The following is a 12,359-nucleotide window of genomic DNA, read 5'->3' on the forward strand; positions in this document are numbered from 1 at the left end:
TCGACGAGGCGATGGCGCTGGCCGTCGCGGCGAGTGAGCGGGTGCGGGGGACGACCAGCCCCAACCCGCCGGTGGGCTGCGTGGTCCTGGACGAGGGCGGCGCGGTGGTCGGCGTCGGCGCGACCCGGCCGCCCGGTGGCGCGCACGCCGAGGTGGTGGCGCTGGCGGAGGCGGGCGGGGCGGCCCGGGGCGGCACGGCCGTGGTGACGTTGGAGCCCTGCGCCCACCACGGGCGGACGCCGCCGTGCACCGGGGCGCTGCTCGCGGCCGGGGTGGCGCGGGTGGTGTTCGCGGTGGCGGACCCGAACCCGAAGGCCGCGGGTGGGGCCGCCGTGCTGCGGGAGGCGGGCGTCCTGGTCGAGGAAGGGCTGTCGGGCGAGGCCGTGCGGCGGGGACCGCTGCGGGCCTGGTTGCACTACGCGCGGACCGGGCGGCCCCACGTGACGTGGAAGTACGCGGCCAGCCTCGACGGACGGGTGGCGGCGGGCGACGGCACGAGCCGGTGGATCAGCTCGGCGGAGTCGCGGGCCGAGGTGCACGAGTTCCGCGCGGCGGTGGACGCGATCGTGGTCGGCGCCGGCACCGTCCGCGCGGATGACCCGCGATTGACCGCGCGGAGGTCGCGTCCGGGGCAGGATGGGGTGAGGCAGCCGCTGCGGGTCGTCGTCGGGACGGGCGACCTGCCGCCGGGGGCCCGCGTGCTGGACGACGAGGCGGAGACGATGCACCTGCGGACGCACGACCCGGACGTCGTGCTCGGCGCGCTGGTCGCGCGGGGCGTGGTCGACGTGCTGCTGGAGGGCGGGCCTACCCTGGCGGGTGCGTTCGTGGCGGCCGGCCGCGTCGACCGGGTGCTCGCCTACCTCGCCCCGAAGTTCCTGGGCGACGGTCCGCAGGCGCTGCGGGACGCGGGGGTGTCGACCGTCACCGACGCTGTGGGTTTGGTCGTGGAGCAGGTCAGTATGTGCGGGCCGGACGTGCGGGTCTCCGCAGTCCCCGCGCGTTGAGGAGGAACGGTGTTCACCGGGATCGTCGAGGAGTTGGGTGAGGTCGTCGCCGTCACCGACCTGCCGGACGCGGCGCGCGTCACCATCGCGGGCCCGTTGGTGACCAGCGACGCGAAGCACGGCGATTCGATAGCGGTCAACGGCGTGTGCCTCACCGTGGTGGACGTCGCCGAGGGCGCGTTCACGGCGGACGTGATGCGCGAGACGCTGACCCGCAGCAGCCTGGCCAAGGTCGCCGAGGGCGACCAGGTCAACCTGGAGCGCGCCGCCGCCGTCGGCCAGCGCCTGGGCGGCCACATCGTGCAGGGCCACGTCGACGGCACCGGGGTGGTGCTGGCCAGGGAGAAGGCCGAGCACTGGGAGGTCGTCCACATCGGACTGCCGCCGGCCCTGGCCCGGTACGTGGTGGAGAAGGGCTCGATCACCGTGGACGGCGTGTCGCTGACCGTGGTGGAGGTGTCGGAGAACCAGTTCTCGGTGAGCCTGATCCCGACCACGCTGGAGCTCACCACCCTCGGCCGGCGTGCGCCGGGCGACCACGTCAACCTGGAGGTGGACGTGCTCGCGAAGTACGTCGAGCGGCTCGCGCTGCCCCACCTGCGCGCCGAGGAGGCCCGGTGAACGACTTCGCCGACATCGAGCGGGCCATCGCGGACATCGCCGCGGGCAGACCCGTCGTCGTGGTGGACGACGAGGACCGGGAGAACGAGGGCGACCTCATCTTCGCCGCGGAGAAGGCGACGCCGGAGCTGCTGGCCTTCATGGTCCGCTACACGTCCGGGTACGTGTGCGTGTCGCTGACCGAGGGCGACTGCGACCGGCTGGACCTGCCGCCGATGTACCACACGAACCAGGACCAGCGCGGCACCGCGTACACCGTGACCGTGGACGCCCGGGAAGGCGTCTCCACCGGCATCTCGGCGGCGGACCGGGCGCGGACGATCCGGCTGCTGGCCGACCCGGACGCGGGCCCGAAGGACTTCAACCGGCCCGGTCACGTGGTGCCGCTGCGCGCGCGCGACGGTGGCGTGCTGCGCCGCCCCGGGCACACCGAGGCCGCCGTCGACCTGGCCCGGATGGCCGGGCTGGCGCCGGTGGGCGTGCTCTGCGAGATCGTGTCGCAGAAGGACGAGGGCGACATGGCCCGCCGTGACGAGCTGGAGGTGTTCGCCTCCGACCACGACATGGCGCTGATCACCATCGCGGACCTGATCGCCTACCGGCGGCGGGTGGAGACGCAGGTGGAGCGGGTCGCCGAGGCGCGCATCCCGACCGCGCACGGCACGTTCACCGCGGTCGGCTACGACAGCAAGCTCGACGGCATCGAGCACATCGCGATGGTCTACGGCGACCTCGGCGACGGCGAGGACGTGCTGGTCCGGGTGCACTCGGAGTGCCTGACGGGCGACGTGTTCGGCTCGCTGCGCTGCGACTGCGGCCCGCAGCTGGACGCGGCGCTGGAGGCGGTGGCCGCGCAGGGGCGCGGCGTCGTGCTCTACATGCGCGGGCACGAGGGCCGCGGCATCGGCCTGATGCACAAGCTGCAGGCCTACCAGCTGCAGGACGGGGGCGCGGACACGGTGGACGCGAACCTGGGCCTGGGGCTGCCCGCCGACGCGCGCGACTACGGCACCGGCGCGCAGATCCTCAGCTCGCTGGGCATCAGGTCGATGCGGCTGCTGACCAACAACCCGGCCAAGCGGGTCGGGTTGGAGGGCTACGGGCTGACCGTGCTCGACCGGGTGCCGCTGCCGATCTCGCCCAACCCGGAGAACCTGCGGTACCTGCGCACCAAGCGCGACCGGATGGGTCACGAGCTGCACCAGCTCGAGCAGTACGAGGCGCTGTCGCAGGGCGGCGCGGTGGTGTCCACCACGGAGGGAGCGGAATGAGCGGCGAAGGGCGACCCGAGGACGTCGTCCCCGACGCGGCGGGGCTGACGCTGGGCGTCGTGGCCACCCGCTGGCACACGAAGATCACCGACAACCTGGTCGAGCGGGCGTTGGCCGCGGCGGCGCGGGCCGGCGTCGCGTCGCCGACGGTGGTGCGGGTGGCGGGCGCGGTGGAGCTGCCGGTGGTGGCGCAGGAACTGGCCCGCACGCACGACGCGGTGGTGGCGTTGGGCGTGGTGATCCGGGGTGGCACGCCGCACTTCGAGTACGTGTGCGACGCCCTGACCGCCGGTCTGACCCGGGTGGCGCTGGACGAGTCCACGCCGGTCGGCAACGGTGTGCTGACCACCGACGACGAGGACCAGGCGCTGGCCCGCGCCGGGTTCCCGGACTCGGCGGAGGACAAGGGCTTCGAGGCGTGCGTGGCGGCGCTGGGCACGGCGCTCGTGCTGCGCGGGCTGCGAGCGGGCTCGTGAGGACCGCCGTGACCGCCGACGTGATCGAGTTCCGCCCGAAGAGGATCCGCGTGGTCGCGTGGGTCAGCGCGGTGTTCCTGGTCGCCGTGTTCACCGTGGTCGGGTTGCTGCTGGGCGACACGCCGACCGGCGTGATCTTCCGGACGTCCGACCAGGTGGCGATGGTCTTCCTGGGCGTGCTGCTGGCGTGCGGCATGTTGCTGCTGGCCAGGCCGCGGGTGCGGGCCGACGCCGAGGGCGTCGAGGTGCGCAACGTGGTGACGGTGCACCGCTTCGCCTGGCCGGAGGTGCTGCACGTGTCGTTCCCGGACGGCGCGTCGTGGGCGCGGCTGGAGCTGCCGGACGACGAGTACGTGTCGATCATGGCCGTCCAGGCGGTGGACCGGGACCACGCCGTCGCCGCCGTCCGCGCCCTGCGCGACCTGCACAAAGCCGCCACCACCTGACCCCGGTCCCGCGCGTGTCCTACCTCCGGAACGCGTGTGTCCTACGTTCAGGACGCGTGTGTCCTACGTTCAGGACCCCTGAGTCGAGCGTTCGCGTACCCGGTCGCAGGTGTCGGCGTAAGCGCTGATCGTCGTGGTGCCGTTGGCCGACGGGTGTCCTCCAACGGGACTCTTGTCGGGGTTCGGGCCCCTGCCTAGGTTCGGGTGATCTACGAGCTTGGGGGTCCGCACATGCGCAGACGTTCACTCCTGACCGGTGCCGCGGCCGTGGCGGGCGCGGTGACGCTCGGCTTGAACCCGGCGGCACGGGCGCAGCGGCCCGGCGCGTCCGACGCGCCCGACCTGTCCCTCGGCGACTACCCGGTGGTGGGTCGGGTGCGGGCGCGCAAGGCGATGGAGCACCTGCGCGTGCTCAGCGAGCGGATCGGGCAGCGCATCGGCGGCACGGAGTCCGAGCACCGGGCCCGCGACTACGTCGCCTCCGTGCTGCGCGACCTGCGCTACCAGGTGACGTCGCAGCCGTTCGCGGTGCCGGACAAGTACCTGTCCACGCTGACCGTCGGGCCGGACACGTGGCAGGCGGGCGCGTCGCGCTTCGGCGCGCTGGGCGTGACCGCGAGCGGCCCGGTGGTGGACCTGGACAACGGCGCGTCCCTGCCCGCCGACCTGACCGGGAAGGTCGCGCTGCTGGTCAACGTGCCGACCGGTTCCACGGCGGTGCTGGACGCGGCACGGCTGGGCGCGGCGGCCGTGCTGGTCGGCCGGGTGTCGACGCCGCCGGCGGGCAAGACCGGCGCGTTCTCCCCGGCGTTGACCGCGACCGTCGCCGTGCCGGTGCTGGGCGTCGCGCAGGTGCACGTGGAGCGGCTGCGGGCGGCGGGCGCCGTCACGGTGACCGTGTCCACCACCCACCTCGCGGGCCTGACCTCCTACAACGTGCTCGCCGAACGGCCGGCGACGTTCCCCGGCCGGGACAACGGCGTGGTCATGGTGACCGCGCACTACGACAGCGTGCCCGGCTCGCCCGGCGCGAACGACGACGGCAGCGGCACGGTGCTGACCCTCGAGCTGGCCCGGGTGCTGCGCCACCTGCCGACCCACCGGGCGCTGCGGTTCGCGCTGTGGGGCTCGGAGGAGCAGGGCCTGCTCGGGTCCCGCCACTACGTGAACCAGCTGGCCGACGCGGACGCGGCGCGCATCGCGGGCGTCTTCCAGAACGACATGGTCGCCACCAGCCACGGCCCGGCCACCGCGTACTGGCTGCTCTCGGTGGACGGCGGCGACAACGCGACCACCGCGCAGGTCGCCGCCGCCGCGGCACGCCTGGGCTACGGCGCGCAGGCGCACGGCCCGGTGCCGCGGGGCAGCAGCGACCACGTGCCGTTCCACGAGCGGGGGATCGCGGCGGCGAACTTCAGCTGGCGCGGCGAGGGCGGCCCGCACGAGCTGGAACCGCTCTACCACACCCCCGAGGACACGATCGCGCAGAACGTGAGCCCGGACCGCCTGCAGATCTCGTTGGAGCTGATCGGCGCCGCCGCCTACCGCCTGGCCCGCACCCGGGCCTGACCGACGGGACGGCATGGCGACGGCGGGTGCGCGCGGCCGGGTGGCCGGTCAGGTGTCGCCGGCCGCGCGCAGCAGGCGCCCGGCGGTGGCCCGGAGGTGCTGCCGCAGCTCCTCCGGGCCTTCCACCTCGAAGTCGACGCCGATCATCGCGATCCACAGGCCGACGTCCTCCAACGACGGCGCGCCGACGGTCAGCCGGGTCCGCTCGTCGTCGATCCGCTCCAGGTGCACCGAGCCGTACGAGGTGCGGGCCGCGACCACGTCGTACGGCGCGTGCATGATCAGCCGGGCCTCGTGCGGGTACGGCGCGACGGACAGCTGCCGCGCCACGTACGACGCCAGGTCCTCCGCCGGCGGCTCGCGCGGGGTGAAGCGGGCTCCGGGGGTCGGCTCCTCCTCGATCCGGTCCACCCGGAACGTGCGCCAGTCCTCCTTGTCCACGTCCCACGCCACCAGGTACCACCGCCGCCCGGTGTGGGCCAGGCCCAGCGGCTCCACGTGCCGCTTCGTGCCGCCGTCGCGCCCGGCGTAGGGGAACCGCAGCCGCTGGTGGTCGCGGCACGCGATGGCGATCGCGGTCAACGTGGCCGAGTCGACCTGCGCCCCGCGCGTCGGCAGCGCGATGGTGTGCGCCTGGAGCGCGTTCACCCGCCGCCGCAGCCGGGACGGCAGCACCTGCTCCAGCTTGGCCAGCGCCCGCACGGACGTCTCCTCGATGCCCGCCACGCTGCCGTTGGCCGCCGTGCGCAACCCCACGGCGACCGCCACGGCCTCGTCGTCGTCCAGCAGCAGCGGCGGCAGCTCGGCGCCCGCGCCGAGCTGGTAGCCGCCCGACACGCCCGGCGCGGCGTTGACCGGGTAGCCGAGGGTGCGCAGCTTGTCGACGTCGCGCCGCACGGTCCGGACGTCGACGCCGAGCCGGTGCGCGAGGTCCGCCCCGGTCCAGTCGCGGCGCACCTGCAACAGCGACAGCAGCTTGAGCAGACGGGCCGAGGTCTCCAGCATGAGCCGCAGTCTGCCGGCCAACGCGGACAGCTCCTGTCCGCGTCCTAGCCCCGTCGTGCTCCTTCCGGCCAGACGACCACCACCGGCACGCCCGACGCGCGCGCCGTCTCCACGACGTCGGCGGTGCCGCCGCGCCCGTCGGGCGGCTGCCCGTCCCACACCGCGATCAGCAGCTCCACCGACGCGAGCATCCGCTCGTTCGCCATCACGTACGCGTGCCGGCCCGACAGCTCGTTCGGCAGCACGCTGACCACGTGCGCCCGCGCCAGCAGCTCGTCGTAGTCGGCCCGCTTCTCCGGCTTCAGCTTGTCCCGGTAGTCCATCGCGGGCAGCACGACCTCGACCCGGCCGCCCAGCTCCAGCACCGCGCGCGCGAACAACTGGTCCGCGCCCGGCGCCAGGCAGGTCACCCCGACCAGGGATGACCCGCCCGCCGCCTCGGCCTCCAACGCCGTGCGGATGGCTTCGCGCACGGCGTCGACGCAATCGGGCGCCAGCTTGCTGTGCCCGGTGATCCCCACCCGCATCACTAGGCCGTCCGGACCCCGCGGATCGCTTCACGGGTGTCGCGCACGACCGCCAGGTCGCGGTGCCGCTCGGCCTCCTTGGCGAAGTCCTGCAGCTTGCGCACCACCCGCCCGGACGCCAGGCCCGCCGCCGTCGGCAGCACCTGCTGGATGAGGCCGCACGCCTCCTCGGGTTCGCCCGCCACCATCTTCGTGCGGGCCAACCCGATGACGTCGAACGCCCGGTTGCGCACCCTCGCCGGGTCGCGCAGGTCGAGCGCCCGCCGGATGTGCTGCTCCGCCATCGGCGCCTGCCTCGGGTCGTGCCCGGCCAGGTCGCGCATCCGAGCCCCGATGACCCCTTCCAGCTCCGCCTCGTCGAACGAGTCCAGCCACCACGGGTCCGAACCGGGCCGCCGCTGGGCGAAGCTGTCCTGCGCCTGCCCGACCGCCCGGTGGAACTCCCGCACCCGACCCATCTGCGCGTAGGCCCACGCCTCCCGGGTCAGCAGGAGCGCCTGCAACGTCGGGGTGGCGTTGCGCCGCGTGCCGTACTGGCCGAGCTGGACCAGCTCCAGACCGTCCTCGGGCCGGCCCAGGTCGAACATCTGCCTGGCCATCGCCGCCAGGCACAGGGCGGCGAACGGGTCGTTGCGCCCGGCCTTCGCCATGCGCACCCCGAGCACGTAGTACCGCTGCGCGGCGTCGTGCATGCCCGCGTCCCACGACATGCTGGCCGCCACCTTGGACAGCTCGGCCCCGATGAAGAAGGCCCGTTCCGTGGTGGGGCCCGCCGGCGCCCGCGACAGCCGCTCGGCCAGCTCCTCCAACTGCCCGAGCACCGCCTTGCGCGCCAACCCGTACCCGCCCCGACCGCCCCACCCGCGCAGCCCGTCGGCGACGCGCTGCAACGCCGCCAGCTCCTCCTCGCTGATCGCCGCGCTGGACGACCACTTGGACAGGGGCTGCAAGGGGTGCAGCCACCGCTGCAACGGTTCGACCAGTGCGGGACCCATCGCCACCGCGGCGGCTCCGGTGAGCGCCGCTCGTCTGCTGATCGCCAAGTCGTTCCTCGCCGTCTCCTCGACCGATCTGGCAATGCTCGACGCGTCCCACGCCGCGGCGAGCACATCGGGCGGGGCGCCGCGATCGGCGTCCGCCTGGCTTGGGATTCCGACGCGGTCGAACCACAGCCGGTCGGCCGGGACGCCGAGCGCCCTGGCGAAGTGGCGCAGCCGGTCGATCCGGTCGATCGGGTTCTCGCCGGTCTCGTACCGCGACAGCTGCGCCTGGGAGATCCCCAGCCAGGACGCCAGGCGGTCTTGGGTGACTCGACTGACGTGCTGGGGGTGGTGCCGGTAGGCGGCGAGGAGGGCGCCCATGTCCCGGTCGGAGAACGCGGCGGCCATCGCCTCGTGGTCCCAGAAGTCCCCGGGCACCTCGGGTGGTCCGTAGAGCTCGGTCCGCGCGTTGCGGCGACAACGCTGGCAGAGCCGGTCGGTGTTGTCGGCGGCGATCAGCGCCCCGCACGTCGGGCATGCGCGCCTGGTACTGGCTGCTCTTCGAGCTTTCCGTTCCATGGCTCGCTCCCGTCACTGAGCGTGCTCACCAGTGTATAGAGATGTGATCAGGAGTCCATGCATTTCGTGCATAAGGCGGGGTAGGCCCCGGGCGGGGGACCCGGTGACGCCGGGTGGTGGATGAGGGTGATCCGTCCGGTGCATGGATCCGACCCGACAACGGTGTGGTGAAACGTCCCGATCGGGCCGACGCTGCGTGGTGTGCCGGTGCCGGGACGACCCCCGCGGCCCGGGCACACCGCCCACTCCACCCGACCGGGGAGGGACCTCCGCCGATGAGCATCACCGCCGCCACCACCGCCGACAACGGCCCGCGATACGGACCACGCGACCGCGCGCACCAGCAGGCACTCGGCGAGGCGATCGCGGGCTACCGGCTGCTGGGCTGGAAGGTGTCCGTCACCGAGCAGGGCGTGTTCCTGCCGCTCGGACCGGCCACCACCGCCCTGGCCATGCCCGCCCGCATCGGCTCGCGCGTCCTGGCCGACCTCAAGGCCCGGATGCTCGCCGGTCCCGTGACCGTCATCCCCGGGCCCCGGGAGCACTGGATCTTCCTCGCCGAGCTGGTCGCCCTGCTGCCCACGCACCTGAAGGCGCCGGCCGAGGTCCAGTTCGTCCGCTCGCCGCAGCGCATCGCGCTGCCGCCGACGATGACCCGCTACGGGTCGCTGCGGTGGGCGAACCCGCCGTCGCACTCGCGGCACTGGTTCCCGCCGTTCACGGCGGTGCTGGCGCTGGCCCGGACGGCGGTGGCGAAGGACCGGTAGGCGAAGATGGGCGGGTGGACCGACGGACGTTGCTGTGCGGCCTGCTCGCCCTGACCGCGGGCGTGACGTCGACCGCCTGCGGCACGGGCGAGCCGGCGCGTCGGCCCGGCGTCGGCTCGGCCCGTGCGGGCGACCGGGTGGCCGGGCTCGCGGACGTCCCGGTGGGCTCCGGCGCACTGGTCGACGTCGGCGGCGACGGCCAGTTGCTGCTGGTCAGGCCGTCGGAGTCGGAGGTGCGGGCGTTCAACCCGGCCTGTCCGCACCAGGGCACGACGGTGAACCCGCCCGCCGGCGGCACGATCAGCTGCCCCACGCACCGCAGCGCGTTCGACCCGGCGACCGGCGCGGTGCTGTCCGGCCCGTCGCCGCGCGGGCTGGCCGAGGTGGCGGTGGCCGTGTCCGGCCCGGACGTGGTGCTTTCCTGAAGAACCGTCCCAAGTGGTGGAAGTGTTGAACCCCGCTTCACGTGGTGTCGTATTGCGTGTGTCCGGACGACTACCCACCACCACTTAGCGGAGGACCTGTTTTGAGTTCCTTGGAGAAGACAGGGCTGTCCCGGCGCTCGATGCTGTGCGGCGTGCTGGTCGCGCTGGCGGTGCCGGGCGGCCTCGCCGCGTGCGGCAGCGAACCCACCCCGGGCGGGACCGGCACGACCGGCGGGACCACGCCGGGCGGCGGCACCACCCCGGCCGGCCCTCCGATCATCGCGGCGCTGGCCGACGTGCCCGAGGGCGGCGGCCTGATCGCCGGCAACCCGGCCAACGGCAAGCCGCTCGTGCTGGTGCGCACCGGCGAGACGGTCAAGGCCTTCGACGCCACCTGCCCGCACCAGGGCACCGCCGTGTCGCCGCCGGAGGGCGACGTGATCACGTGCCCGAACCACGGCAGCACCTTCAACGCCTCGGACGGCGCGGTGACCAAGGGCCCGGCCACGAAGGGCCTGGCGGAGGTGCCGGTGAAGGTGGAGGCCGGCCAGGTCGTGCCCGCCTGACCTGCCGCCCGGCCGGGCCGCCCCCCGGCCGGGGAACCGGTAGCAGACCCGATCCGACCCGGCGCGGGGTCGGCCTCGGCGAGGCTGTCGGTGCTCCCACGTACGCTTTGCGTGTGGCCGATCCGTCGACCTATCGCCCTGCGACAGGCACCATCCCCGAAGCCCCCGGCGTCTACAAGTTCCGCGACGCCGGCGGCCGCGTGGTGTACGTCGGCAAGGCCAAGAGCCTGCGCCAACGCCTGAACTCCTACTTCGCCGACGTCGCCGGCCTGCACCCGCGCACCCGGCAGATGGTGACCACCGCCGCGAGCGTCGAGTGGACCGTCGTCGGCACCGAGGTCGAGGCACTCCAGCTGGAGTACAACTGGATCAAGGAGTTCGACCCGCGCTTCAACGTCCGCTACCGCGACGACAAGTCGTACCCGGTCCTGGCCGTGACGTTGAACGAGGAGTTCCCCCGCCTGCACGTCTACCGCGGCCCGCGCCGCAAGGGCGTGCGCTACTTCGGCCCGTACGCGCACGCCTGGGCGATCCGCGAGACGCTGGACCTGCTGCTGCGCGTCTTCCCGGCGCGCACCTGCTCGGCGGGCGTGTTCAAGCGCCACGGCCAGATCGGCCGCCCCTGCCTGCTCGGCTACATCGACAAGTGCTCCGCGCCGTGCGTGGGCCGGGTCAGCCCGGACGAGCACCGCGACATCGTCGAGGACTTCTGCGACTTCCTGGCCGGCCGGACGGACTCGATGGTGCGCCGCCTCGAACGCGAGATGACCGCCGCCGCCGAGGAGCTGGAGTTCGAGAAGGCCGCCCGCCTGCGCGACGACCAGGCCGCCCTCAAGCGGGCGCTGGAGAAGCAGGCCGTCGTCCTCGGCGACGGCACGGACGCCGACGTGGTCGCGTTCGCGCAGGACGACCTGGAGGTGTCGGTCCAGGTCTTCCACGTGCGCGGCGGCCGGGTGCGCGGCCAGCGCGGCTGGGTGGTCGACAAGGTCGACGAGACCGGCGTGACCGGCCTGGTGGACCAGTTCGTCACCCAGTTCTACGGCGAGCAGGTCGAGTCGGCGCGGGCCAGCGGCGTGGAGTCGGCGCCGGTGCCGCGCGAGGTGCTGGTGCCGGAGCTGCCCGACGACGCCGAGGCCGTCGAGAAGTGGCTGTCGGACCTGCGCGGCAGCAGGGTCGCGCTGCGGGTGCCGCAGCGGGGCGACAAGCGGGCGCTGATGGAGACCGTGGAGCGCAACGCCAAGGAGGCGTTCCAGCAGCACAAGCTGCGCCGCGCGGGCGACCTGACGGCCCGCTCGGCGGCGCTGCAGGAGCTTCAGGAGGCGCTGGGCCTGGACACGGCCCCGCTGCGCATCGAGTGCACCGACATCAGCCACGTGCAGGGCACGGACGTGGTCGCGTCGCTGGTGGTCTTCGAGGACGGCCTGGCGCGCAAGTCCGAGTACCGCCGGTTCGCCGTGCGGGAGGGCGCCGAGCAGGGCGACGTCGGCTCGATCGCCGAGGTGGTGCGCCGCCGGTTCCAGGCCTACCTGCGCGACAACAAGGACACCGGCGGCGCCACGCCCGGCATCGACCCGGAGACCGGCAAGCCGCGCAGGTTCGCGTACGCGCCGAACCTGCTGGTGGTGGACGGCGGCGCGCCCCAGGCGCAGGTAGCCTCCGACGTCTTGGCGGAGCTGGGCATCACCGACGTCGCCGTGGTCGGCCTGGCGAAGCGGCTGGAGGAGGTGTGGGTGCCCGGCGAACCGGACCCGGTGATCCTGCCCCGCACCAGCGAGGCCCTGTACCTGCTGCAACGGGTGCGCGACGAGGCGCACCGGTTCGCGATCGCCTACCACCGGCAGAAGCGGTCCAAGCGGATGACCACCTCGGCGCTGGACGACGTCCCGGGCCTGGGCCAGACGCGCAAGGCCGCGTTGTTGAAGCACTTCGGCTCGCTGAAGAAGTTGCGCGAGGCGAGCGTCGACGAGATCAGCGGTGTGCCCGGAGTGGGCCGGCGCACCGCGGAGGCCGTGCGCTCGACGTTGGGCGCGGCGGGCACCGGAGTGCCGTCGACGGAGTCGAAGATCGGACCACCGGCGGCCGAGCCGGTGGTCGAACACCGACAGGAGCACAAGTGAGCG

General features: G+C 73.8%; 13 protein-coding genes. 10 read left to right on the forward strand and 3 right to left on the reverse strand.

Translation table 11 applies throughout. The features are described from left to right. Positions 1 to 11: 11 nt before the first annotated feature. From ribD to EDD40_RS34245, 6 genes are all read left to right on the forward strand, one after another. Positions 12 to 1,007: a bifunctional diaminohydroxyphosphoribosylaminopyrimidine deaminase/5-amino-6-(5-phosphoribosylamino)uracil reductase RibD gene (gene ribD, locus EDD40_RS34220; protein WP_123748502.1), complete on the forward strand. Its 996-nt coding sequence runs from the start codon at positions 12 to 14 to the stop codon at positions 1,005 to 1,007. 9 nt (positions 1,008 to 1,016) lie between these two features. Beyond that, positions 1,017 to 1,628 carry a riboflavin synthase gene (locus tag EDD40_RS34225; RefSeq protein WP_123746581.1) on the forward strand — a complete coding sequence of 204 codons (612 nt, stop codon included), beginning with the start codon at positions 1,017 to 1,019 and terminating at the stop codon, positions 1,626 to 1,628. Continuing rightward, positions 1,625 to 2,899 carry a bifunctional 3,4-dihydroxy-2-butanone-4-phosphate synthase/GTP cyclohydrolase II gene (locus EDD40_RS34230; RefSeq protein ID WP_123746582.1) on the forward strand — a complete coding sequence of 425 codons (1,275 nt, stop codon included), beginning with the start codon at positions 1,625 to 1,627 and terminating at the stop codon, positions 2,897 to 2,899. The genes EDD40_RS34225 and EDD40_RS34230 overlap by 4 nt, the downstream gene beginning before the upstream one ends. Next, positions 2,896 to 3,375 carry a 6,7-dimethyl-8-ribityllumazine synthase gene (gene ribH, locus EDD40_RS34235; RefSeq protein WP_123746583.1) on the forward strand — a complete coding sequence of 160 codons (480 nt, stop codon included), beginning with the start codon at positions 2,896 to 2,898 and terminating at the stop codon, positions 3,373 to 3,375. The genes EDD40_RS34230 and ribH overlap by 4 nt, the downstream gene beginning before the upstream one ends. An 8-nt stretch (positions 3,376 to 3,383) precedes the next feature. After that, positions 3,384 to 3,821, forward strand: coding sequence for a PH domain-containing protein (locus EDD40_RS34240; protein ID WP_123746584.1), 438 nt, complete (start codon positions 3,384 to 3,386; stop codon positions 3,819 to 3,821). Positions 3,822 to 4,052: 231 nt separating this feature from the next. Further along, complete coding sequence (locus EDD40_RS34245) at positions 4,053 to 5,390, forward strand: M28 family peptidase (RefSeq protein WP_123746585.1); 1,338 nt, start codon at positions 4,053 to 4,055, stop codon at positions 5,388 to 5,390. A gap of 48 nt (positions 5,391 to 5,438) precedes the next feature. Here EDD40_RS34245 and EDD40_RS34250 read toward each other — a convergent pair whose 3' ends face one another. From EDD40_RS34250 to EDD40_RS34260, 3 genes are read right to left on the reverse strand one after another with little or no spacing between them, the layout of a single operon-like run. After that, complete coding sequence (locus EDD40_RS34250; protein ID WP_123746586.1) at positions 5,439 to 6,395, reverse strand: helix-turn-helix transcriptional regulator; 957 nt, start codon at positions 6,393 to 6,395, stop codon at positions 5,439 to 5,441. Between the two features lie 44 nt (positions 6,396 to 6,439). Next, the gene (locus EDD40_RS34255) at positions 6,440 to 6,922 is read right to left on the reverse strand and encodes a hypothetical protein (protein ID WP_123748503.1); all 483 of its coding nucleotides are present in this window, start codon (positions 6,920 to 6,922) and stop codon (positions 6,440 to 6,442) included. 2 nt (positions 6,923 to 6,924) lie between these two features. Then, entirely contained in the window at positions 6,925 to 8,481 is a 1,557-nt protein-coding gene (locus EDD40_RS34260; protein ID WP_123746587.1) for a helix-turn-helix domain-containing protein, read from the reverse strand. A 275-nt stretch (positions 8,482 to 8,756) separates the two neighbouring features. Between EDD40_RS34260 and EDD40_RS34265 the strand changes: the two genes are divergently transcribed. From EDD40_RS34265 to uvrC, 4 genes are all read left to right on the forward strand, one after another. Further along, positions 8,757 to 9,248: a hypothetical protein gene (locus EDD40_RS34265; protein ID WP_123746588.1), complete on the forward strand. Its 492-nt coding sequence runs from the start codon at positions 8,757 to 8,759 to the stop codon at positions 9,246 to 9,248. A 14-nt stretch (positions 9,249 to 9,262) separates the two neighbouring features. Continuing rightward, positions 9,263 to 9,673: a Rieske (2Fe-2S) protein gene (locus tag EDD40_RS34270; RefSeq protein WP_123746589.1), complete on the forward strand. Its 411-nt coding sequence runs from the start codon at positions 9,263 to 9,265 to the stop codon at positions 9,671 to 9,673. A gap of 101 nt (positions 9,674 to 9,774) precedes the next feature. Continuing rightward, positions 9,775 to 10,239 carry a Rieske (2Fe-2S) protein gene (locus EDD40_RS34275; RefSeq protein WP_123746590.1) on the forward strand — a complete coding sequence of 155 codons (465 nt, stop codon included), beginning with the start codon at positions 9,775 to 9,777 and terminating at the stop codon, positions 10,237 to 10,239. 113 nt (positions 10,240 to 10,352) lie between these two features. Further along, positions 10,353 to 12,356 carry an excinuclease ABC subunit UvrC gene (gene uvrC, locus EDD40_RS34280; RefSeq protein ID WP_246038022.1) on the forward strand — a complete coding sequence of 668 codons (2,004 nt, stop codon included), beginning with the start codon at positions 10,353 to 10,355 and terminating at the stop codon, positions 12,354 to 12,356. Positions 12,357 to 12,359 lie beyond the last annotated feature (3 nt).

The organism is Saccharothrix texasensis (genome assembly GCF_003752005.1).
GTDB classification, from domain to species: Bacteria; Actinomycetota; Actinomycetes; order Mycobacteriales; family Pseudonocardiaceae; genus Actinosynnema; species Actinosynnema texasense.